At 69.8% G+C, this 22201-nt stretch carries 18 protein-coding genes; 15 read left to right on the forward strand and 3 right to left on the reverse strand.

The genetic code is table 11. The features are described 5' to 3' along the window. Nucleotides 1-22: 22 nt before the first annotated feature. Together ACVCL9_RS16985 and ACVCL9_RS16990 are read right to left on the reverse strand one after the other, a co-directional pair. A complete protein-coding gene (locus ACVCL9_RS16985) occupies nt 23-742 on the reverse strand; it encodes a GGDEF domain-containing protein (protein ID WP_447097241.1) in 720 nt (239 codons plus the stop codon). Further along, nucleotides 670-3015 (reverse strand): ligand-binding sensor domain-containing protein, encoded by a 2346-nt coding sequence (locus ACVCL9_RS16990; protein ID WP_447097240.1) that lies wholly within the window; start codon nt 3013-3015, stop codon nt 670-672. The genes ACVCL9_RS16985 and ACVCL9_RS16990 overlap by 73 nt, the downstream gene beginning before the upstream one ends. 346 nt (nt 3016-3361) lie before the next feature. Here ACVCL9_RS16990 and hrpB point away from each other — a divergent pair, with 346 nt between their 5' ends. The 13 genes from hrpB to fabB all read left to right on the forward strand — a co-directional run bounded on the left by hrpB (nt 3362) and on the right by fabB (nt 20995). Further along, the gene (hrpB, locus tag ACVCL9_RS16995) at nt 3362-5986 is read left to right on the forward strand and encodes an ATP-dependent helicase HrpB (protein WP_447099487.1); all 2625 of its coding nucleotides are present in this window, start codon (nt 3362-3364) and stop codon (nt 5984-5986) included. 240 nt (nt 5987-6226) lie between these two features. Beyond that, complete coding sequence (locus ACVCL9_RS17000; protein WP_447097239.1) at nt 6227-8839, forward strand: bifunctional diguanylate cyclase/phosphodiesterase; 2613 nt, start codon at nt 6227-6229, stop codon at nt 8837-8839. A gap of 90 nt (nt 8840-8929) precedes the next feature. Next, on the forward strand, nt 8930-10171 hold the full coding sequence (locus ACVCL9_RS17005) for an NnrS family protein (protein WP_447097238.1): 1242 nt from the start codon (nt 8930-8932) through the stop codon (nt 10169-10171). Between the two features lie 337 nt (nt 10172-10508). Continuing rightward, the gene (nirK, locus tag ACVCL9_RS17010; RefSeq protein WP_447097237.1) at nt 10509-12023 is read left to right on the forward strand and encodes a copper-containing nitrite reductase; all 1515 of its coding nucleotides are present in this window, start codon (nt 10509-10511) and stop codon (nt 12021-12023) included. Between the two features lie 2 nt (nt 12024-12025). After that, the gene (locus tag ACVCL9_RS17015) at nt 12026-12790 is read left to right on the forward strand and encodes a formylglycine-generating enzyme family protein (protein WP_395116356.1); all 765 of its coding nucleotides are present in this window, start codon (nt 12026-12028) and stop codon (nt 12788-12790) included. Between the two features lie 10 nt (nt 12791-12800). After that, nucleotides 12801-13373, forward strand: coding sequence for an SCO family protein (locus tag ACVCL9_RS17020; RefSeq protein ID WP_447097236.1), 573 nt, complete (start codon nt 12801-12803; stop codon nt 13371-13373). Between the two features lie 180 nt (nt 13374-13553). Beyond that, nucleotides 13554-14807, forward strand: coding sequence for an alginate export family protein (locus ACVCL9_RS17025; protein WP_447097235.1), 1254 nt, complete (start codon nt 13554-13556; stop codon nt 14805-14807). A gap of 68 nt (nt 14808-14875) precedes the next feature. After that, complete coding sequence (locus tag ACVCL9_RS17030) at nt 14876-15166, forward strand: DUF2249 domain-containing protein (RefSeq protein WP_395116363.1); 291 nt, start codon at nt 14876-14878, stop codon at nt 15164-15166. Next, nucleotides 15147-16400 carry a hypothetical protein gene (locus ACVCL9_RS17035; RefSeq protein WP_447097234.1) on the forward strand — a complete coding sequence of 418 codons (1254 nt, stop codon included), beginning with the start codon at nt 15147-15149 and terminating at the stop codon, nt 16398-16400. The genes ACVCL9_RS17030 and ACVCL9_RS17035 overlap by 20 nt, the downstream gene beginning before the upstream one ends. 274 nt (nt 16401-16674) lie before the next feature. Beyond that, nucleotides 16675-17700, forward strand: coding sequence for a quinolinate synthase NadA (gene nadA, locus ACVCL9_RS17040; RefSeq protein WP_395116368.1), 1026 nt, complete (start codon nt 16675-16677; stop codon nt 17698-17700). Next, entirely contained in the window at nt 17697-19145 is a 1449-nt protein-coding gene (locus ACVCL9_RS17045; RefSeq protein WP_447097233.1) for an FAD-binding protein, read from the forward strand. The genes nadA and ACVCL9_RS17045 overlap by 4 nt, the downstream gene beginning before the upstream one ends. Before the next feature lie 124 nt (nt 19146-19269). Continuing rightward, nucleotides 19270-19785, forward strand: coding sequence for a 3-hydroxyacyl-[acyl-carrier-protein] dehydratase FabA (fabA, locus tag ACVCL9_RS17050; protein ID WP_395116372.1), 516 nt, complete (start codon nt 19270-19272; stop codon nt 19783-19785). 1 nt (nt 19786) lies between these two features. Next, complete coding sequence (gene fabB, locus ACVCL9_RS17055) at nt 19787-20995, forward strand: beta-ketoacyl-ACP synthase I (protein ID WP_447097232.1); 1209 nt, start codon at nt 19787-19789, stop codon at nt 20993-20995. Between the two features lie 64 nt (nt 20996-21059). On the opposite strand, the gene ACVCL9_RS17060 is transcribed toward fabB, so the two are convergent. Then, the gene (locus tag ACVCL9_RS17060; RefSeq protein ID WP_447097231.1) at nt 21060-21422 is read right to left on the reverse strand and encodes an ArsR/SmtB family transcription factor; all 363 of its coding nucleotides are present in this window, start codon (nt 21420-21422) and stop codon (nt 21060-21062) included. 127 nt (nt 21423-21549) lie between these two features. On the opposite strand from ACVCL9_RS17060, the gene ACVCL9_RS17065 reads away from it, so the two are divergent. Both ACVCL9_RS17065 and ACVCL9_RS17070 read left to right on the forward strand, forming a co-directional pair. Beyond that, on the forward strand, nt 21550-21756 hold the full coding sequence (locus ACVCL9_RS17065) for a YgaP family membrane protein (RefSeq protein ID WP_447097230.1): 207 nt from the start codon (nt 21550-21552) through the stop codon (nt 21754-21756). An 18-nt stretch (nt 21757-21774) separates the two neighbouring features. Next, nucleotides 21775-22158 carry a DUF302 domain-containing protein gene (locus ACVCL9_RS17070; RefSeq protein WP_395116388.1) on the forward strand — a complete coding sequence of 128 codons (384 nt, stop codon included), beginning with the start codon at nt 21775-21777 and terminating at the stop codon, nt 22156-22158. Nucleotides 22159-22201: the final 43 nt, after the last annotated feature.

A 22201-nucleotide genomic window follows, 5' to 3' on the forward strand; every position in this document is an offset into this window, starting at 1 on the left:
TGGCGGGGGCCGCGCCGTTGAATCAGCCTGGGGCGGCCACGTCATCGAGCGACAGGACGGACAGGTAGCCTTTGGCGACCAGCACGTCCAGATCCACCGTGATTTCCCCTGGGTCGGTGGCCAAGGCCGCATCCGTCGGGACAACCCCGACCCAGCGGTTGCGGCCATCGCGTTTGGCCCGATACAGGCACTGATCGGCCAGGTTGACCACGTCCTCCCAGCCAAAGTTGTGCTTCGATGCGGCAAACACCGGGTACGAGGCAAAGCCGACCGAACATGTGCGGTGTATCGTCAAGCCGTTGCCGAGGTCGAAGGGATGATCGGCAACCATGGTGCGGATCCGGTCGGCAACGACGGGGCCGAAGGCATTGTTGGCGAAGCGCGCGACGATGAGGAACTCCTCGCCGCCCCAGCGTACCGGGGTGTCCGTCTCGCGCGTCGCCGCGACAAGAATGTCCCGCAGCTGCGCCAGGACGCGGTCGCCGGCAGCGTGCCCGTAGCGATCGTTGACCTCCTTGAAGTGGTCAAGATCCATCATCAGGAACAGCAGATTGATGTTGGCGTCGGCGTGATCGGCATAGCCCAGGGCGAGGTTCCGGTAGTTGCGCTGAACCGTGGCGATGTCCTTGTCGACATGGTCGATGACGTAACGCCGGTTTCTGAGTCCGGTCAGTGCATCCGTAATCGTCTGATCGACCAGCGCGGAGTTGGCGCACTCCAGCGCTTCGGTACGTTCCTCCACCAGCTTTGTGAGCGCCTGGTTTCGTCGACGTTGCGCAGACGCCAGCGCATGGCCCCTTTGGCGACAAGCAATAGCAGGGCGCACCACGTCAGGTAAGCCCACCAGCTGCGATACCAGGGCGGCAACACGCGAAAGCTGAAGTTTGCCTCGCTGCCGAGACCGCCATAGGCGTCGCGCGCGCGAACGCGGAAACGATAGGAGCCCTCGGGCAGGTTGGTGTAGTCACGATAAGTTTCGTTGGTCCACGCCGACCAAGTGTTATCCATGCCCTCGAGCATGACCTGGTAGCGCTCGGCAGCACCCATTTCGAAGTCGGGTTGCGCGTAGTCGAAGCGCAAGCTGTTCTCGCGCCAATCCAGCTCAGCGGGGGCAACCCTGCCGGCCCCGCCCCAGAGCAGTTTCCCGCCGTGCGTGGCGACGTTCCGCAGCAGCGTCGCGGCAGGTGTCGCGTAGTCTTTTTGCCTGTGGGGATCGTGGCGATAGAGACCGTCGTTCGTGCCCACCCAGATCACGCCATCCGGTTCCGACGTCAGGGCGAACACCGTCTTTCCCGACAACGCCTGCAAGGGGCGCTCCTGCCAGTGATAGCGGCCTTGGGCGTCGGCCACGGCGACACCCAGCGCCTTGAGGTGGCGGGCAGGGTCGACCGTGTACATCCACACGCTGCCGAACGCATCCTGCTCAAACTTCCAGACTTGCCGGGTGCCGGACCCGAACAACCCGGAGAAGCGTTCGTCCGGCACCAGCGCGCGCCCGCTCGCGTCGAGTTTTTGAATGCCTGAGGCCGTACCGAATCGGATGTCGCCGTTGACAAGGCCAAGAGTGACGAAACGAGGTTCCTCCGGATGGGTCACACTCGGCTGGAGCCTTTCCATCCGGGGTGATGTTGCTGGCCGCGCCTGTCCGGAGAGATCAAGCCTTGCCGCACCTTCATCCATGAAGCCGATCCACAAGGTGCCGGCGGCGTCCGCGAGCAGCGAATGGATTTCGCCCGCCACGACCTTGCCCTCGTCGACCAGCCTGCCCGATGCAAACCGCATCGACAGCAAACCGTCACGCTGGCCTGCCAGCAAACGGTCATCGTGCGGGGCAACGCGCGCCAGGGTGAAGGAAAACTCTCGCGAGAGTTGCCGCGCCGCACGGTTCCCATCGACCTCGAAAAGACCTTGCGCGCTGGCAACCAGCAAGGACCCATCCATGTCCAGCATGTCCCAGACCTGGCCATGGATGCCCGCAACCCGAGTGAACCGGGCCTTCGTCTCGTCGAGTCGGAACAGACCCTTGGCCGTGCCTGCGTACAAGGTGCGTCCATGGCGGTGGATCGCCATGACCGAACCGTCCAGGCCGCTCATGCGGGTGAAACGGGTCAGCGGCGAACCCACTTCGACCCGCGCCAGGCCATTGTCCAGCGCGAGCCAGAGCCCGGCGTCGCGATCCTGCATCATGCCGTAGACGGTGTCGCCAATGAGACCTTCCGCCATGCCGACACGGCCCACTTCGTCGCCCTGGCGGTCGAGCAGCATCACGCCACCCTGCAGCGTGGCAACGGCGAGCCGGCCATCGGCAAGCCACTGCGCGCCGTAGATCTGATCGGCTTTGAGCGCTTCGGCGTTGCGGGTGGACCAGGGACGGTAGGCATGCCCGTCGAAGATCGACCATCCGGCCTGCCGGCTTCCGATCAGGATGGACGCGGGTTTTCCCGCCTCGGCCCAGGGAACCATGGCGTAGATCCTGTCGGTCGCGAATCGCGCGCCGCCCTCGACCCGTTCCAGCCGACCGGCCACCAGCTTCTCCAGCCCCTGGTCCATTTGCTGGATGTACAACTGGTGATCCAGGTAATAGGCGAGGTGGAACTCGGTTTGTGCCTTCCACACCCGTACCTTGCCGGAGGCCAGATGGAACAGCCGGCTGCTGGTCGCAAAGTAGATTCCATCGTCGCCAGGCAGTACGTTCCACACGTCGGCGAAATCGCGATCCTCCGGCGGTATCCGATCGAGCAGCGACACGTAGTGCATGCGACCCGCGGCATCCGGCGCGAGATATCCGAAATCGCCAACGCAGCCGACGTAGACGCGTCCCCGCGCATCGGTGGCCAGTGAGCGCACCGTGCTCTGGCGGGGAACCGCGATGTGCCGCCACTGGGTGCCATCGAACTCCAGCACGCCATCGTCGCCATTCCCGACGTAGATGATTCCCCGTGCGTCCTGCACCACGGCCCAGTTCTGCGGGTAGCCGCCGTAGTCCTCGGGATTGAAGTTCTTCAGCAGCGGCATGCCGATCGGGCGTGCGGACAGAGGCGCGACATCAGGCGCCGGGGGCGCGGCCCAGGCGGCGGCTGCGAAAACCCAAAGGCCCCCAAACAGGCAACGCAGGAAGCGAAGGCGCCGCCCCTTGCTGGATGGTGGCATGGTGAACAATCGGGATACTCCTGGTTCCATGAAAACGTGTGGCGACCCATGAGCGGTTAGCCCAATCAGTACATCGGCCACCTGAAGCCACGCTTGAGGCCAGCTCGCGGGCAGTACCCTTGCTCTCGCGAATCCCGAATCCCGACGCGGGAGCATCGCTCGCGAGCGGCTCCTGGCTGTCCTGGTGGGGCGGGCCTTTATCATGCAGCGGATGACTGCGCCCGATTTCCCGATCCTCCCGTTGCTGCCCGAGATCCGCGCCGCGCTCGCGGCAAATCCGCGGCTGGTGCTGGAGGCGCCGCCCGGCGCCGGCAAGACCACTCAGGTGCCGCTGGCCCTGCTCGATGCGCCGTGGCTGGCCGGCCGCAGGATCGTGATGCTGGAACCGCGCCGTCTCGCCGCGCGCGCCGCCGCGCAGTTCATGGCGACGCAGCTCGGCGAGCCGGTCGGGCAGACGGTGGGCTACCGCATTCGCTTCGAGTCGAAGGTGAGCGCTGCCACCCGCGTCGAGGTGGTCACCGAAGGCATCCTCACCCGGCTGATCCAGGCCGATCCCGAACTGGCCGGCATCGGCGCGATCATCTTCGACGAGTTCCACGAGCGCCACCTGGCCGGCGACCTCGGCGCCGTGCTCGCGCTCGACGTGCAAGCCACCTTGCGGCCGGACCTGCGCCTGCTGCTGATGTCGGCCACGCTGGATGGCGAGCGCATCGCCGGCTGGCTCGACGCGCCGCGCCTTTCCAGCCCCGGGCGCAGCTTCCCGATACGCATCGAACATCCGCCGGCGCGCGCGCAGGAAAGCGCCGAGCAGCATCTCGCCCGCACCGTGCGCCAGGCGCTCGATGAAACCGACGGCGACGTGCTGGTCTTCCTGCCCGGTCGGCGCGAGATCGCGCGAACGCAGGCGCTGCTGGAGAGAATGCTCCCCTCCCCCTTCGGGGGAGGGGTTGGGGGAGAGGGTGCGGTCGGAGCCGAGCGCCCCGCTCCGCCCGTACCCTCTCCCGCCCCTAAAGGGGCACCCTCTCCCGGAGGGAGAGGGGAACAAATCGACATCGTGCCCCTGCACGGCGAGCTGTCCCTCACCGAGCAGCAATACGCCCTGGCCCCGGCCGAACCCGGCACGCGCCGCATCGTGCTGGCCACCAACGTGGCCGAATCGAGCATCACCTTGCCCGGCATCCGCGCGGTGGTCGACAGCGGCCTGGCGCGCGAGCCGCGCTTCGATCCGCACTCCGGCTTCACCCGGCTGGAGACGGTCACCATCTCGCAGGCCTCGGCCGATCAGCGCGCCGGCCGCGCCGGTCGCGTCGCGGCGGGCGTGGCGTATCGGCTGTGGCCGCAGAGCCGCCGGCTGGAGCGCAGCCGTGGCGCGGAGATCGCACAGGCGGAGCTGTCCGGCCTGGCGCTGGAGCTGGCGGCCTGGGGTGTCACGGCGGCGGATGGCGGCGACCTGGCCTGGCTCGACCCGCCGCCGCCCGGCGCGCTGGCCCAGGCGCGCGAACTGCTGCAGGCACTCGATGCGCTCGACCGCGACGCATGCATCACCGCGCTGGGTCGGCGCATGCTGGAGCTGGGCGCCAGCCCGCGGCTGGCCGCCGCGGCGCTGCGCGCGCCGCACGAACAACGCGCCGTGGTCGCCGACCTGCTGGCCCTGCTGGAGGCGCGCTCGCCGTTGCGCGGGGCGCAGGCGCGCAACGACGATCTGCGCGTGCGCGTGGCCGCCTTGCACGCTTGGCGCGACCGCCGCGGCGGCGCGCCGCGCGGCGAGGTCGACGCCGGCGCGCTGGCCGCGATCGAGCAGGCCAGCAAGGGCTGGCGCAGACGTCTGGACGTCCGAACCGCGGCCACCGGCGTACCCGACAGCCACGCCGTGGGCGACCTGCTGGCGCACGCCTTCCCCGACCGCGTCGCCCATCGCGATGGCGACGATCCGCGCCGCTACGTGCTGGCCAACGGCCGCGGCGCCCGCCTGCACGAACACACGGCGCTGCTCGGCGAACCCTGGCTGGTGGTGACCGACCTGCGGCTGGAGTCGCGCGACAGCCTGGTGTTCAGCGCCGCGCCGCTGGACCCGCGCACGCTGGAGCGCGACTTCCCCGCGCATTTCACCCGCGAACGCACGCTGCGCTGGAACGAGCAGCGCGGCGCGGCCGAGGCGTTCGAGGAAAGCCGCTTCGGCGCCATCGTGCTGAGCCGCCACAGCGTGCCGGTGCGCCCGGCCGATGCCTTGCCGGCCATGCTGGCGGCGATCCGCGCGCGCGGCCTGGACGCGCTGCCGTGGAGCGACCACGCCCGCCGCCTGCGCGCGCGCATGCAGGCCTTGCGCGCATGGCTGCCCGAGCGTGGGCTGCCCGACGTGTCCGACGCAAACCTGCTGGTCACGCTGGAACAGTGGCTGGCGCCGTACCTGCATGGCAAGCACCGACTCGACGCCCTGGGCGCGGAGGAGTTGTCGCAGGCGCTGGCGTCGCTGTTCGACCATTCGCAGCGCCAGCTGCTGGACGCCCAGGCACCGGAACAAGTCGTGGTGCCCAGCGGCCAGTCACGCCGCCTGGAATACGCCGGCGCCGACTCGCCGGTGCTGGCCGTGAAACTGCAGGAACTGTTCGGCCTGGCCGACACTCCGCGCGTCGGCGGCGGCCGCATCCCGGTCACCCTGCACCTGCTCTCCCCCGCCGGCCGCCCGATCCAGGTCACCCAGGACCTGCGCGGCTTCTGGGAACGCACCTACCCCGAGGTGAAAAAGGAACTCAAGGGCCGCTACCCCCGCCACCCCTGGCCCGACGATCCATGGACGGCGCAGGCCACGCATCGGGCCAAGCCGCGGGGAAGGTGAGGCCGGCCAGCAACAGCTCAATCATCCGCCCCTGCGGCCGATAGCCGGGAAGGGGGAGATTCCGCCGGTCGACATGGGCGGGGACCCTGCGGCCGTGCGCTTTTCATCTGGCGCGCGCATTCTGCTCCTGTAGCATCGAACACACTGGACCCCATGGCAGCGGAATTGCCACAGCTTATGGATCTCCACGAGCTCCATCCAACGCGAACGGATCGCCGGACCGGCGGTGCGTTCGAGCCCGTGGCTGTGGCAGCTTCGGGCTGGCGCCGCAGCGCCCTGTGGTGGAGCTTGCTCGCCTTGCTGGCGGGCCTGGCGCTGGCCTTCGCGGCCCACCTGCAACAGCAGCGGCGGCATCTCACCGAGCAGTCGCTGGTGCGTGGCGAGATGGCGGGCAAGACCTATGCAGCCCTGCTGAACCGCCTGCACGAGTCCGAATCGCTGCTGCGCGCGGTGCAGACGCTGTTCCTCTCCTCGGACGAAGTCAGCGAGACCGAGTTCACCAACTTCTACGACAACATGCGCCCGCACGTGCAGTTCCCCGGCCTGCTGGCGCTGGCCTACGCGCAGCGCGAGAGCGGTCCGCAGGGCGAGCATTTCATCACTAGCTGGGTGCAGCCGCGCAAGGGCAACGAGGCGGTGGTCAGCCTCGACGTCGCGGCGCAACCGAGCAACCTGGCTGGGCTGCTGGCGTCGCGCGACAGCGGCGAGGTGGCGTTGTCCGCGCCGTTCCGCCCGGTACAGCAGACCGGCGCCGGCGCACCGGACGGGTTCACCATGCGCCTGCCGGTGTTCAGCCCGGGCGACCCGCCGCGCACCATGGCGCAGCGCCGCGAGCGCATGCGCGGCTCGATCGCGGTGTCGTTCCGCATCAGCAAGCTGCTTGGCAACGTGCTGCAGCCGGACGTGGGGCGGCAGCTGCGGCTGACCTTGCACGACGTCACCGACCCGGCGCGCGCAGTGCCGATGTTCGATTCCGCGCCCGCGGCGGCGACCGGCGACGACTTCCGCTTCGAGCGCCGGCTCGCCTATGGCGGGCGCGTGCTGGACGTGGTGATGCGCTCGCGCCCGATGCGCCCGACGGCGTTCGACTGGAGCCAGTCGGCGCTGCCGGTGGGCGTGCTGGCCAGCGTGCTGCTGGCCATGCTGGTGTACTCCATGGTCAACACGCGGCAGCGCGCGCTGGAACTGGGCTGGCAGATGAGCCGGCGTTACCGCGAGAGCGAGGAGCGTTTTCGCGCGCTCAACGAGTTGTTGCCGGCGCTGGTGATGCTGGCCGATGCCGACGGCGGGCGCATCACCTACGCCAATCAGGCGTCGCGCAATCGCCTCGGCGACCGCATCATCGATCAGCGCCTGCCCGAACTGTTCGACGACGACGACCTGCACCGGCAACTGCAGGCGCGCGACACCAGCGGCTGCGGCCGGATGGAGGCGCAGTTGCGGGACGCCGGCGGCGAGCGCTTCTGGGCCAGCGTGGCGGTTTCGCGGGTGGAGCTGGGCGGCCACGCCAAGCTGCTGCTGGTGGCCAGTGACATCAGCGAGGAGCGCCAGCTCAACCAGTTGCTGAGCTACCAGGCCAGCCACGACGTGCTGACCGACCTGTACAACCGCCGCGAGTTCGAGCACCAGCTGCAGGCGCTGCTGGCGGCCGGGTCGTTCGCCTCGCCGGTCGCCGCCCTGCTGTACGTGGACCTGGATCAGTTCAAGCTGGTCAACGACACCTCCGGCCACCCCGCCGGCGACCAGCTGCTCACCCAGCTGGCGATCGTGATGCGCCGGCAGCTGGGCACGGGCGACGTGCTGGCGCGGCTCGGCGGCGACGAGTTCGGCGTGCTGCTGACCGGCGTGGCCGACCGCGAGGAGGCCGAGCGCAGCGCCGAGCGCATCCGTCGCTGCATCGACGGCTACGTGTTCATCTGGGAGCAGACCAGCTACATGGTCAGCGCCAGCATCGGCGGGGTGGTGATCGACCACTCCGGCGTGTCGGCCCGCGACCTGCTCGCCCAGGCCGACACCGCCTGCTACATGGCCAAGGAGATGGGCCGCAACCGCGCGCATTTCTACTCCGGGCGCGACGACCAGACCGTGCGCCGGCGCAGCGAGATGGACTGGGCCAACCGCCTGCGCTGGGCGATCGACGAGCGCCGCCTGCAGCTGGCCTACCAGGAGGTGTGGCCGCTGCCGCCCGGCAGTGGCCGGCCGGGCATCGAGATGCTGCTGCGCTTCCGCGAGGAATCAGGCGAACTGATACTGCCCGGCGTGTTCGTGCCGGCGGCCGAGCGCTACGGACTGATGCCGCTGGTCGATCGCTGGGTGATCGAGACCACGCTGGCGAATTTCGACCGGCTGCATCCGGACGGCAGCGCGATGGAGATGGTGGCGATCAATCTCTCCGGCGCCAGCATCGAGGACACCGCCCTGGTCGAGGACATCATCGACTGGTTGCGCCGCTACCGCGTGGAGCCCGCGCAGGTGTGCTTCGAGATCACCGAGACGGTGGCCGCGCGCAGCCTCTCGGCGGTGGCGCGCTGCATGGCGCAGCTGCGCGCCGCCGGCTGCCGCATCGCGCTGGACGACTTCGGCGCCGGCATGTCCTCGTTCACCTATTTGAAGCACCTGCCGCTGGACATCATCAAGATCGACGGCAGTTTCGTGCGCGACATGCTGACCGATCCGGTCAGCCACCTGATGGTCAAGGCGGTCACCGACATCGGCCACCGGCTGGGGCTGGAAGTGGTCGCCGAGTGGGTCACCGACACGCCCACCGTGCAGGCGCTGACCGCGCTGGGCGTGAATCGCGTGCAGGGCTTCGGCCTGCACCGGCCGGAGCTGGCGCTGTTCCAGCGCGAGTGAGGGCGTCGGGCCGGGGCTGATGCAGGTCATGGGGCCGGCATGCATGGCTGTGGCACGATGGGAAGTCATTCGCATTCGCGGGATCACGCCATGTCCGACCAGCCCTCCACCTCGTCGCCGCTTGCCGACATTCCCCGGCTGCTGGCGGCGGCGCCGCACCGGCCGCTGTTCCTCGCCGGCACCGTCGCGGTGATGTTGAGCATGGCGTGGTGGGCGCTGGAGCTGACCTCGCTGCGGTTCGGCCTGGCTGGCTGGCCGCAGCCGTCGATCCCGCCGCTGTATGCGCACGGCGTGCTGATCCAGTACGGCCTGTTCCCGCTGTTCATGTTCGGCTTCCTGATGACCACCTTCCCGCGCTGGCTGGGTCGCCCGGACCTGCCGCGCACGCGGTTCCTGCCGGTGGCCGGCTGCCTGTTCGGCGGCTACGTGCTGGCGCACGCGGGTCTGCTGGCGCTGCCGCGCGTGCTGGAGCTGGGCGTGCTGCTGATGCTGCTCGGCTACGCGATCGGCGTGTGGACGCTGGCCGGCGTGCTGCGTGCCTCGGTGGCCGAGCGCAAGGGGCATGCGCGCTCGTGCCTGGCGGCGCTGTCGCTCGGCACGCTGGGGCTGGCGATCTTCCTCGCCTACCTGTTCGGCGCGCCGGCGCAGTGCGCGCTGCTGGCGGTCAGGATCGGCACCTTCGGCCTGCTGCTGCCGATCTATTTCACGGTGATGCATCGCATGCTGCCGTTCTTCACCGGCAACATGGTCAAGGGCTATGCGGTGGTGCGCCCGGACTGGAGCATGCCGGTGGTATGGATGCTGCTGCTGGCGCACCTCGTGCTGTCGTGGCGCGGCGTGCTGGGCTGGCTGTACATGGTCGACGTGCCGCTGGCGCTGGTGTTCGCCTGGCACTCGCTGACCTGGCGGCCGTGGCGGGCGATGCACCCGGGCCTGCTGGCGGTGCTGCACCTGGCATTCGCGTGGCTGCCGGTGGCGTTCGTGCTGTTCGCGGTGCAGGACGTGGTCTACGCCACCAGTGGCCAGTTCATCCTCGGCCGCGCGCCGCTGCATGCGCTGGGCATCGGCTTCTTCGGCTCGATGCTGGTGGCGATGGTGACCCGCGTGACCATGGGCCACTCCGGCCGGCCGCTGCAGATGGGCGCGGTGCCGTGGCTGTGCTTCGTGCTGCTGCAGGTGGTGGCCTTGCTGCGCATTCGCGCCGAACTGGGTGGCGACATGTACCTGTGGCTGGTGATCGCCGCCTACGGCTGGCTGCTCGCCTTCCTGCCGTGGGTGCTGCGCTCGGCGTGGATCTACCTGACCCCGCGGGTGGACGGCAAGGCGGGGTGATGGCGGAGCGCGGGCTGCGGCCTTCGCTTCGCGAGGTCGGCGAGCCTTCCCGGTTTCTGCAGGTTCTCCATGCCGTACCGCTCGCCCGCCGGTTGCCGCAATTCTCCCCGCCGTCATTCCCGCTTTTGCGGGAATGACGCCGTGTGATGAGCGGCGACGTGGGGTGAATGACGCCGTCGTGGATATGGCGATTCTTGCGGGTCAGGCGCGTCGGCTGAAACCGATGTGGCGCGGTGACGCAGCGGGCGGGTTTCGGGGAGTCTTTTGACGCCGGTCAAATGGCGGCGGGTTTTGCCGGGCATGCTTCGAGCCAGGCACAACCAACGGGAAGATCCCCATGTCGCGTCCGCTGTCCACCGTCCTCGCCGCCCTCGCCGTGTTCGCGCTGGCGGCCTGCTCCGACAAGCCCCCGGCGTCGCCCGCCGCGGCCACCCCACCGGCCAGCACCTCGGTGGCTTCCCAGCGCGGCGATTTCGGTCCGCCGCAGGGTGAGCCAATCAAGGCGGTGCTGACCAGCCCGCCGCACGTGCCGCCACCGATCCATCGCAACTACCCGGCGAAGGTCATCGTCGAGCTGGAGGTGATCGAGAAGGAGATGCCGATTTCCGAAGGCGTCAGCTACACGTTCTGGACCTTCGGCGGCACCGTGCCGGGCAGCTTCATCCGCGTGCGCCAGGGCGACACGGTGGAGTTCCACCTGAAGAACGCGCCGGACAGCAAGATGCCGCACAACATCGACCTGCATGGCGTGACCGGGCCGGGCGGTGGCGCGGCGTCCAGCTTCACCGCGCCGGGGCATGCCTCGCAGTTCACCTTCAAGGCGCTGAACCAGGGCATCTACGTCTACCACTGCGCCACCGCGCCGGTGGGCATGCACATCGCCAACGGCATGTACGGCCTGATCCTGGTCGAGCCACCGGAAGGCCTCTCGCCCGTCGACCACGAGTACTACGTGATGCAGGGCGACTTCTACACCACCGGCAAATATCGCGAGAAGGGCCATCAGCCGTTCGACATGGAAAAGGCGATCGACGAGCACCCGACCTACGTGCTGTTCAACGGCAAGGAAGGCGCACTCACCGGCGACAACGCCCTGACCGCCAAGACCAACGAGACGGTGCGCCTGTTCATCGGCAACGGCGGCCCCAACCTGGTCTCCAGCTTCCACGTGATCGGCGAGATCTTCGACAAGGTGCAGCCCGAAGGCGGCACGGTGGCGCAGCACAACGTACAGACCACGCTGATCCCCGCCGGCGGCGCGGCGATGGTGGAGTTCCACACCGACGTGCCGGGCAGCTACGTGCTGGTCGACCACTCGATCTTCCGCGCGTTCAACAAGGGCGCGCTGGGCATCCTCAAGGTCGACGGGCCGGAGAACAAGCTGGTCTACTCGGGCAAGGAGGTCGACTACGTCTACCTGGGCGACCGCTCGGAGCCGAACCTCAAGGCGGTGACCGCCGCGGCCAAGGCGCACGCGGCCGGCACGCTGACCAAGGAGGAGCAGATCGCCGCGGGCAAGCAGCTGTTCACCGGCACCTGCTCGGTTTGCCACCAGGCGAACGGCGAAGGCCTGGCCAACGTGTTCCCGCCGCTGGCCAAGTCGGATTTCCTGGCCGCCGACCCGAAACGCGCCATGACGATCGTGACGCACGGCCTGACCGGCAAGATCACCGTCAACGGCCACGAGTACGATTCGGTGATGCCGCCGATGAGCCAGCTCAATGACGACGAGGTGGCCAACATCCTCACCTACGTCATCAACAGCTGGGACAACCCGGGCGGCCAGTACAGCAAGGAAGACGTGGCCAAGGCGCGTGCCGAAGCCGGCCCGCACGCGGACCCGGGGCACTGAGCATGCGCATGCGGCTGGCCCTGGCATGGTTCGGCCTGGTGCTGGCACTCCCGGCAGCGGCGGCGGAATACGCCGCGCTGCCGGGAGGCACCTTCGCCAGCGTGCTGCCTGCCGACGGCAAGGCGGCCGCGGCGCAGGTCGCGCCGTTCCGCCTGCGCACCGAGCTGGTCACCAATGGCGAGTACCTGGCGTTCGTGCGCGAGCACCCGCAATGGCGGCGCGACAAGGTCGCCGGCATCCTCGCCGACGCGCGTTATCTCACCCAATGGGCCGGCGCCGATGAACTCGGCGAGCAGGCACTCCCGCGCCAGCCGGTGACGCGGGTGAGCTGGTTCGCCGCGCAGGCGTATTGCGAAAGCGAAGGCGCGCGGCTGCCGAGCTGGTACGAGTGGGAGTTTGCCGCGGCGGCGGACGCCAGCCGTCGCGACGCGCGGGCCGACCCGGCCTGGCGCGAGAACATCCTGGGCTGGTATTCGCGGCCATCGAACGCCGCGCTGCCCGCCGTCGGCGGTACGGCCAACGTCTACGGGGTGCGCGACATGAACGGCCTGGTGTGGGAGTGGGTCGACGATTTCAACGCGCTGATGGTGGCCAGCGACAGCCGCCAGCAGGGCGATCCCGACCTGCTGAAGTTCTGCGGCGCCGGCGCGATCAGCCTGCAGGAGAAGGAGAACTACGCGGTGCTGATGCGCATCGCGATGCTCTCCGCGCTGAAGGCCGCCGATACCACCAACAACCTTGGCTTCCGCTGCGCGAAGTCGAACTGAAGGAGCGGCGATGAAACACTTTCTGGGTGCACTGGCACTGCTCGCTGCGCTGTGCGGCGGCACTGCCGCGGCCGCCACGCCGCTGCCCGGCGATTCGGTCTACAACCTGCCGGTGCAACTGACCACGCAGGATGGCCGGCAGCAGATGCTGGCCGCGCGTCGCGGGCGGCCGCAGCTGGTCACGATGTTCTACACCTCGTGCCAGATGGTCTGCCCGATGATCATCGACAGCCTGCGCCTGACCCGCAACGCGCTCGATCCGGCCGCGCGCGCGAAGATCGACCTGCTCGCGGTGAGCTTCGACCCGGCTAAGGACGACGTGGCCACGCTGAAGAGCTATGCGGAGAAGCGCAAGCTGGACGGGCGCATCTGGACGCTGGCCCGCGCCGAGCCGGCGCAGGTGCGGCAATTGTCCGGCGTGCTCGGCCTGCAATACCGGCAGCTGCCCGATGGCGAGTTCAACCACTCCAGCGAGCTGATCCTGCTCGACGCCGAGGGCCGCATCGCCGCGCGCACCACGCTGATCGGCCGGCTCGATCCGGCGTTCGTGAAGGCCATCGAGGAGACGCTGGCGAAGCCGTGAGCCGGTGCGCCAAGTGGACGTCCATGCGTCCGTTGCCGAAGCCGCCGTCATGGCGGCTTTTTCGTGCACCCGCGCGGCGTGTTGTCACAGTCGCCGCTTCGATGGCGCCGAGCTGACGGCGGTCAACTGGCCGGAGGCGGGCAGTCCGCAGACTGCGCGCATCCAACAAGGGGACATCCGATGAAGCCGATCCGCCACATGCTTTCCGCCAGCTGCGTGCTGGCCGCCACGCTGGGTGCACCAGCGGCCCGGGCCGCCGTCGACGCGATCGCGCCGCCGGCGGCGAACGCGCCGCTGCAGCTGGAATGGGATGCACGACTGCGCCACGAACAGGTCGACGACGACGCCTTCAGCCGCGACGCGGCGGCCACGACCTTGCGCCTGCGGCTGGGCCTGCGCGCCAGCTTCGGGGAGGGCTGGAGTGCGCTGCTGGAAGGTGCCGGCGTGGCCGCGGCCAACGAGCACTACAACAGCGGCGCGAACGGCCGCACGCAGTATCCGGCGATCACCGACCCGCGTGGCAGCGAACTCGACCAGGCCTGGCTGGCATGGCAAGGCGACGTGTTCGGCGCCACGCTGGGGCGCCAGCGACTGCTGCTGGACAACCAGCGCTGGGTCGGCAACAGCGGCTGGCGCCAGCACGAGCAGACCTTCGATGCGCTGGCGCTGCAATGGCAACCGCTGGACAGCGTGACCGTGCGCTACGACTGGCTCGATCGCGTGCATCGGGTGGCCGGCCGCGACGCGCTCAATCCGCTGGCGCGCGAGCGCGCTCTGGACACGCACCTGCTCAACGCCGCATGGGTCCGCGGCGCGCAGCAATGGGTCGGCTATGCCTACCTGCACGAGGACCGCGACGTGGCCAGCGCATCGAGCGCCACCTGGGGCGCGCGCTGGAGCGGCAAGGCGCTGCACGACGGCAACGGCGCGGGCTGGACGCTGGAAGCGGCGCGGCAGCGCGACTACGCCAACAATCCGCTGCATTTCGCGCACAACTACTGGCTGCTGGAACCGACCTGGACGCAGGGCGGCATCACCGCGAAGCTGGGCTGGGAACATCTGGGCGGCAACGGCCAGCATGCGTTGCAGACGCCGCTGGCGACGCTGCACGCGTTCAACGGCTGGGACGATCAGTTCAACGTGACGCCCGCCGGCGGCCTGGAGGATCGCTACGTCGGCGCCGCCGGCAAGTTCGGTCGCAGCGGGCTGGCCGGCAAGCTCGCCTGGGTGGTGGCCTACCACGACTACCGCGCGGATTGCGGCGGCCGCTACGGCAGCGAGTGGAACGCATCGCTGAGCCTTCCGCTGATCGCCGGCCTCGACGCCATGCTCAAGCTGGCCGACTATCGCGCCGATGGTCTCGGTCGCGACAACGCGCGGGTGTGGCTGCAGCTGGAATGGCGCGGCCGGCAGGCGCTGGCGGGCGCGCGTTGAGCGTCGCTGGCGCGGCTGCGTTGACCCAGGTCAGCGCGCCCGCGCCCCTGCTGCGTTGAGATGGCCGCATGCCTGTCTCTCCACCGCCGGCCCACCACGACCACGCCACCGACGATGGCACCACCATCGCGCTCGACCTGCGCGCGCTGCCGGCGCCGGAGCCGATGATGCGTGCATTGGAGGCAGCCGATGCGCTGGCGCCGGGGCAGACGCTCGAGCTGCTCACCCCGCTGCTGCCGACGCCGCTGCTCGACCTGCTGTCCGGTCGCCGTCTGCATGTCCGTGCGGAGATGCTGCCCGCCGGCGGCGCGCGCGTGCGGATCCATCGCCCGGACGACGATGGCCCGACTGGCGCTTGACCAGGCGCCGCCGGCATCGTTGCCGCGGCGGTTCCTGCTGAGTGCGCCGCTGTGGGGCGTGCTCGCCGGCGCGCTGCTGCTCGTCGACGGCGACGTTGCGCTGCGCACGCGCTGGCAGCCGGCCACGCTGGCGCTGGTGCACGTGTTCACCCTGGGCGTGTTCGGCAACGTGATGTTCGGCAGCGTGCTGCAATTCCTGCCTGCCGCCGCCGGCGTGCGGGTGCGTGGCGGCGCGCGGCTGGGGCGATTGCTGCACGCCGTGTTCAACCTCGGCGTGCTGTTGCTGGTGGCCGGCCTGCACGAAGGCTGGCGCGGCGCGCTGCGCGGCGGTGCCGTGCTGTTGCCGCTGGCGTTCGCGACGTTGGCCGGGATGACCGTGCCCGGCCTGTGTGTCGCCGCGGGTCAGCGGCTGCTGCGCGCGGGCATCGGCGCGGCGATCGCCTTCGGCGTGCTGACCGCGCTGCTCGGCGCGCTGTTGGCGCTCGCGCTGGTCGACGGCACGACGCTGTCGATGGCGGCGCTGGTGGACGTGCACGCCAGCTGGGGCGTGCTGGGCTGGACCGTGCTGCTGCTGGCCAGCGTGGCGCGGATCGTGATGCCGATGTTCCAGGGCACGGCGGCGATGCCGGCGCGGGCGCAGACCCTGTGGCTGGCCAGCGTGCTGCTGATGCTGCCGGCCGCGGCATGGTGGCGCTGGGCCCGCGACGACGGCCGCTGGCTGCTCGCCACCGTGGCGGTGCACGTCGCGCTGTTCGCCGGCGCTGCGTTGTGGCTGCAGTGGCGCTCGCCGCGCGTGCGTCGCGCACCCTTGCTGTGGAGTTGGCGCGGCGGCCTGATCGTGCTGGCGCTGGCCGCCGTGCTGCTGACCGGAGGCGCTCGCACCGCCGTGCTGGCGGCGACGCTGGGGCTGGGCATCGCGCTGCCGCTGCTGCTTGCCGGCATGGCGCTGGAGATCGTTCCCTTCATCGGCTGGATCGACCTGCACCGACGCTGCGGCCGCGGCCTGCAGTTGCCCGGCGTGCAGCGGTTGCTGCCCGACAGCGACAAGCTCGGCGTGCTGCTGGCGCAATGGCCGCTGCTGCTGTTGCCAGCCGCGGTGCTGTGGCCGTCGCCGTGGCTGGTACGTGCGGCCGGCGTGGCGCTGGCGTGCGCGTGGCTGGGCACGTGGTCGGCGTTGCGCGGCGTGCACCGGCGCGCCGAGGCATTCGTGGCGGCGTTGCCGCAGCACCCGTGAGCGGAAAGCGTCCGACGTCATCGCGGTGGTGCGTCGGTTGCGGTTGACCTCGATCAAGGCGCGCCCGCGCGGTTGCCGGCGATGATGCGCGCCATCATGCCAAGCCTCTCGTTGCGTTGCTCCGTTCTCCCGCGCCTGCGGCCGCCGCCATCGCGGTTCGCCTCGCGCCCGCACATCGGGTTGCACTGCCTTGCGCGCATCGCGGCTCGTCGGGCGGACTGAACCGGCCAGCTGCGCCCTCGGATACTTCGCCCACCCTCCACCGCGGATCGCCATGCACGACCTCGCCGCCGTCCCCGTGCCTGTCTGGCGCGATGAACTCGAACACGAATACGCCGCGCTTGCCGAGCGGCTCGAACCGCTGGTGCCGTGCCTGGAGATCCCGCTGCACCTGCCGTGGATCGACGCGATCAACAAGCTGAAAAAGCAGCGCGGCGCGGTGATCATGGCGCACAGCTACCAGTCGCCGGAGATCTTCCACGGTGTGGCCGACATCACCGGCGACTCGCTCGGCCTGGCCCAGGCCGCGGCCGAGTGCGAAGCCGAGCTGATCGTGCTGTGCGGCGTGCACTTCATGGCCGAGACCGCGAAGATCCTGGCGCCGCACAAGACCGTGCTGCTGCCCGATCTCGAAGCGGGCTGCTCGCTGGCCTCCTCGATCACCGCCGCCGACGTGCGCGCATTGCGCGCGCAGCACCCCGGCGTGCCGGTGGTGAGCTACGCCAATACCTCCGCCGCGGTGAAGGCGGAGTCCGATGCGATCTGCACCTCGGCGAACGCGGTGCAGGTGGTGGAGGCGATGGGCGCGCCGAAGGTGATCTTCCTGCCTGACGAATTCCTCGGCCGCCACGTGGCCAAACAGACGGCGGTGGAAATCATCCTGTGGCACGGCCGCTGCGAAGTGCACGAGCGCTTCACCGCGCAGGAAGTGCGGCACGTGCGCGAGCAGTTCGGCACCCGGGTGGTGGCGCATCCGGAATGTTCGCCCGAGGTGCTGGCCGAGGCCGACTTCGTCGGCTCCACCACCGCCATGGGCAAGTGGCTGGCGCGCGAGAAGCCGGCCCGGGTGGCGATGGTCACCGAGTGTTCGATGGCCGACAACCTCAAGTCGCAGTTCCCGCAGACCGAGTTCATCAAGCCGTGCAACCTGTGCCCGCACATGCAGCGGATCACCTTGCAGAACATCTACGCCTGCCTGCGCGACCTGCGCCACGCGATCGAGATTCCCGCGGACGTGAGCGTGCGCGCCCGCGCGGCGCTGGAACGCATGCTCGCCGTCGGCCGGCGCGAACGCGTGTGAGGCGAGCGCACCTGCCGATCGTGGTGGTGGGCGGCGGCGTGGCCGGGCTGGCGACCGCGCTGGCCGCGGCGCCCGCGCCGGTGCGCCTGCTGTGCCGCGCCCACGACGGTTGCGGCAGCGCCACGGCGCTGGCCCAGGGCGGCATCGCCGCGGCGCTCGATCCGCATGACAGCGCCGCCGCCCACGCTGCCGACACGCTCGCCGCCGGCGCGCAGCACAACGACGCGGCGATGGTCGCGTGGCTGACTGCCGCGGCACCGGCGGCGATCGACTGGCTGCAGGCGCAGGGCGTGGTCTTCGATCGGACGGCGGATGGCGCGCTGCAACTGGGTCGCGAAGGCGGCCATGCAACCGCCCGCATCGTGCACGCCGGCGGCGATGCCAGTGGCGCGGCGGTGTTCTGCGCCTTGCGCGAGCAGGCGCAGGCGGCCAGCCACGTGCAGTGGCGCGGCGGCGTCGATGTCGATGGCTTGTTGCTGCGCGGCGGTCGCGTGGTCGGCGTGCGCACGTGCGACGAGCGCGGCCGCCACGAACAGGTCGAGGCGGCGGCGGTGGTGCTGGCCACCGGCGGCATCGGCGCCCTGTACGCGCGCACCAGCAATCCGCCGGGTGCCGATGGCGCGGGCCTCGCGCTCGGCCTGGCCGCCGGCGCGGCGGCGCGCGACCTCGAGTTCGTGCAATTCCATCCCACCGCGCTCGACGTGCCCGGCCACTGCCTGCCGCTGCTCACCGAGGCGCTGCGCGGCGCCGGTGCGCGATTGCACGACGATACGGGCACTGCGCTGATGGCCGGCGTGCATCCGCTCGGCGACCTGGCGCCGCGCGACGTGGTGTCGCGGCGCGTGGCTGCGGCGCAGGCCGCCGGTGGCCGCGCCTGGCTTGACGCGACGGCGGTGGAGGGCGCCTGGGAGCAGCGTTTTCCCACCGTGCTGGCCGCGTGCCTGGCGCATGGCATCGATCCGCGCCGGCAGGCGTTGCCGGTGACGCCGGCGGCGCACTTCCACATGGGCGGGCTGGCCACCGATGCGGACGGACGCACCAGCGTGCCGGGTCTGTACGCCGTGGGCGAGGTGGCCTGCAATGGCGTGCACGGCGCCAACCGGCTGGCCAGCAATTCGCTGCTCGAAGGCGTGCTCTGCGGACAGCGGCTGGGTCACGGCTTGCGTGCGGCTGCCGCCGCGGACGTCGGCGTCGGCCCGCTGCGCGTGATCGAACGCGGCGCCAGCCTGCCGCCGGCAGAGCTTGCCGGTTTGCGTGCGCTGCTGTGGCACGCGGCCGGTCCGCGGCGCGAGGCGGGTGCATTGCGCGACGCCTGGCGGATCGGCGCGGCGCTGGCCGACTCCGGCTGGCAGGCACGCCTGGCCAAGGCGCTGCTGCGCGCGATGCGCCTGCGTCGACGCTCGCTCGGCGCACACTGGCGTGAAGATCGCGGCTGCCCGTCCTGATGCCTGCGGACGTCGTCGCGAAGGCTTCACGATGCGCTGGCGTACGGCCGTCGCACGCGTCGCACGTCAAGACAGGACGGCGTCCAACTGGCACACTTGGCATTCCCCCACCCCCGAGCATTTCATGACACGTCCTTCCTCTTTCGACTACGAGCAGCTGCGCGCCTGCGGGCGCGGCGAACTGTTCGGCGACGACAACGCGCGGCTGCCTTCGCCGCCGATGCTGATGTTCGATCGCATCACGCACATTTCCGAAGAGGGCGGCAGCCACGGCAAGGGCTGCATCCGCGCCGAAATGGACATCCATCCGGACCTTTGGTTTTTCGGTTGCCACTTCATCGGCGACCCGGTGATGCCCGGCTGCCTGGGCCTGGATGCCATGTGGCAGCTCAGCGGTTTCTACCTGCCGTGGCTGGGCGAACCCGGCCGCGGCCGCGCGCTCGGCGTGGGCAACGTGAAGTTCTCCGGCCAGGTGATGCCCACCGCCAAGCTGGTGCGCTACGAGATCGACATCCGTCGCGTGATGCGCGGCAAGTTGCGGCTGGTGATCGCCGACGGCAAGACCTTCGTCGACGACCGCCTGATCTACGAGGCCAGCGACATGCGCGTGGGCCTGTTCCAATCCACCGAGGGTTTTTGACATGCGTCGCGTGGTGGTGACGGGCATGGGCATCGTCTCGTGCCTTGGCAACGATCTGGAAACGGTGGCTGGCGCCTTGCGCGACAGCCGCAGCGGTATCCGCGCGATGCCCGAATATGCCGAACTGGGCATGCGCAGCCATGTGGCGGGCGTGCCGAACATCGACCTGGAGGCGGTGATCGATCGCAAGCTGAAGCGCTTCATGGGCGACGCGGCGGCGTATGCGTACGTGTCGATGCGTTCGGCGATGGCCGATGCCGGGCTGGATGCCGATCAGGTGCGCAACCCGCGCATCGGCGCGATCGCCGGCTCCGGCGGCGGTTCGCCGCGCTGGCAGATCGAGACCGGCGACCTGCTGCGCAACAAGGGCGTGCGCAAGATCGGCCCGTACATGGTGCCGCGCACGATGTGCTCCACGGTGTCGGCCACGCTGGCCACCACCTTCGGCATCCTGGGCCTGAGCTATTCCATCTCCGCCGCCTGCGCCACCTCGGCGCACTGCATCGGCGCGGCCGCCGACCTGATCCGCCACGGCGCGCAGGACGTGGTGTTCGCCGGCGGCGGCGAAGAGGAGCACTGGGGCATGACCTCGCAGTTCGACGCGATGGGCGCGCTGTCCAGCCACCACAACGACACCCCGGTCAGCGCCTCGCGTCCCTACGACACCACCCGCGACGGCTTCGTCATCGCCGGTGGCGGCGGCATGCTGGTGCTGGAGGAGTACGAGCACGCCAAGGCACGCGGTGCGCGCATCCACGCCGAGCTGGTTGGCTACGGCGTCACCTCCGACGGCGCCGAGATGGTCGCGCCGTCCGGCGAGGGCGCGGTGCGCTGCATGCAGATGGCGCTGGCCGACGTCAAGGCGCCGGTCGACTACCTCAACACCCATGGCACCGCCACGCCGCTGGGCGACATCGTGGAACTCGACGCCGTGCGCGCCGTGTTCGGCGACGCGGTGCCGCCGCTGTCCTCGACCAAGGCGCTGACCGGCCACTCGCTCGGCGCGGCCAGCGTGCACGAGGCGATCTACAGCCTGCTGATGCTCAAGGAAGGCTTCGTCGCCGGTTCGGCCCACATCACCGACCTCGACCCCCGCGCCGAAGGCTTCCCGATCCTGCGCGAAAGCCGCACGGCCACCCTGAACACGGTGATGTCCAACAGCTTCGGCTTCGGCGGCACCAACGGCACGCTGGTGTTCGCGCGGGTTTAGGGAACGTTCCCTGCGAGCAGGGAGAGGGCAGGAGCCGACTCTCCCTCCGCGCGAAGGCGTGCGCTCAGCGACGCCGCGCCGTGCCGCTTCGTTTCGCCGCCTTGCGCGTCGCGGGGGCGCAGTAGATTCCATACAGCGTGCCGATGACCGCCTGCGCCGGGCCCGGCGGCAGCGAGTACCACACGGTCTGCGCTTCGCGCCGGGTGTCGACCAGGCCTTCCTCGCGCAGGCGGGCCAGGTGCTGCGACAGCGCCGACTGGCTCAGTTCCGGCAGTTGTTCGTTGATCTGGCCGACCGACAGTTCGCCGTCGGCGAGCAGGCACAGCATGCGCAGGCGTTGCGCGTTGCCCAGCGTCTTGAGCAGGCGCGACGCCTCCTCGGCATTGGCCTGCATCAGTGTCATGTCGGTGCGGGAAGACGTGTCCATGGGGATTCGGGTCCGCTGCAGTTTGGCGGCTTGACTTTACCACGCCATACTAATTAAGCTATTTCTAATTTAGAAATAGTTGTTGATTCGCGATGTTCGCGGACAACCGCCAACCGAGGAGTTCAACATGAATGTCGATCGCATCGTGATGGGGTTCGCCGGCAGCGTGGTGCTGGCCGGTATCGCGCTGGCGCATTTCGTGGCGCCGGGCTGGATCTGGCTGTCGGTGTTCGTCGGCGCCAACCTGCTGCAGTCCTCGTTCACCGGCTTCTGCCCGCTGGCGATGATCCTGCGCAAGCTGGGGCTGAAGCCCGGCTGCGCGTTTCCTTCCTGACCCGAGCGAGGCCACGCCATGTACCACATCGTCGAGACATCCAAGGGCTTCGAGCAGGCCGCGGCGGATCTGGCCACCGCCGTCGCCGCGCACGGCTTCGGCGTGCTGCACGTGCACGACCTGGGCGGCACCTTGCGCGGCAAGGGCGTGGAGTTCGGCCACGAGTGCAAGGTGTTCGAGGTGTGCAACCCGCGCCAGGCCGGCCGCGTGCTGGCCAACGACCTGCGGCTGAACATGGCGCTGCCGTGCCGGGTGTCGGTCTACACGGAGGAGGGCAAGACCTGGATCGGCATGATCCGGCCGACGCCGATGCTCGGCATGCTCTCCGCCGATCCCGCGCTGGCGGCGATCGCGCGCGAAGTGGAGCAGACCCTGGTGGACGTCATCGCCGAGGCGGCGTAGCGCCGGCGAGGCGGCCTCGAATTGACCAGGCTCAAATCCGTTG

This window comes from Rhodanobacter sp. UC4438_H5 (assembly GCF_052978405.1).

What these genes read in the sequence shown, in the direction of transcription:
- ACVCL9_RS16990 (WP_447097240.1), bottom strand. Translation starts at nt 3,015, where the DNA reads ATGCCGCTGCTGAAGAACTTCAATCCCGAGGACTACGGCGGCTACCCG.
- hrpB (WP_447099487.1), top strand. Translation starts at nt 3,362, where the DNA reads ATGACTGCGCCCGATTTCCCGATCCTCCCGTTGCTGCCCGAGATCCGC.
- ACVCL9_RS17005 (WP_447097238.1), top strand. Translation starts at nt 8,930, where the DNA reads ATGTCCGACCAGCCCTCCACCTCGTCGCCGCTTGCCGACATTCCCCGG.
- nirK (WP_447097237.1), top strand. Translation starts at nt 10,509, where the DNA reads ATGTCGCGTCCGCTGTCCACCGTCCTCGCCGCCCTCGCCGTGTTCGCG.
- ACVCL9_RS17015 (WP_395116356.1), top strand. Translation starts at nt 12,026, where the DNA reads ATGCGCATGCGGCTGGCCCTGGCATGGTTCGGCCTGGTGCTGGCACTC.
- ACVCL9_RS17020 (WP_447097236.1), top strand. Translation starts at nt 12,801, where the DNA reads ATGAAACACTTTCTGGGTGCACTGGCACTGCTCGCTGCGCTGTGCGGC.
- ACVCL9_RS17025 (WP_447097235.1), top strand. Translation starts at nt 13,554, where the DNA reads ATGAAGCCGATCCGCCACATGCTTTCCGCCAGCTGCGTGCTGGCCGCC.
- ACVCL9_RS17030 (WP_395116363.1), top strand. Translation starts at nt 14,876, where the DNA reads ATGCCTGTCTCTCCACCGCCGGCCCACCACGACCACGCCACCGACGAT.
- ACVCL9_RS17035 (WP_447097234.1), top strand. Translation starts at nt 15,147, where the DNA reads ATGGCCCGACTGGCGCTTGACCAGGCGCCGCCGGCATCGTTGCCGCGG.
- nadA (WP_395116368.1), top strand. Translation starts at nt 16,675, where the DNA reads ATGCACGACCTCGCCGCCGTCCCCGTGCCTGTCTGGCGCGATGAACTC.
- fabA (WP_395116372.1), top strand. Translation starts at nt 19,270, where the DNA reads ATGACACGTCCTTCCTCTTTCGACTACGAGCAGCTGCGCGCCTGCGGG.
- fabB (WP_447097232.1), top strand. Translation starts at nt 19,787, where the DNA reads ATGCGTCGCGTGGTGGTGACGGGCATGGGCATCGTCTCGTGCCTTGGC.
- ACVCL9_RS17060 (WP_447097231.1), bottom strand. Translation starts at nt 21,422, where the DNA reads ATGGACACGTCTTCCCGCACCGACATGACACTGATGCAGGCCAATGCC.
- ACVCL9_RS17065 (WP_447097230.1), top strand. Translation starts at nt 21,550, where the DNA reads ATGAATGTCGATCGCATCGTGATGGGGTTCGCCGGCAGCGTGGTGCTG.
- ACVCL9_RS17070 (WP_395116388.1), top strand. Translation starts at nt 21,775, where the DNA reads ATGTACCACATCGTCGAGACATCCAAGGGCTTCGAGCAGGCCGCGGCG.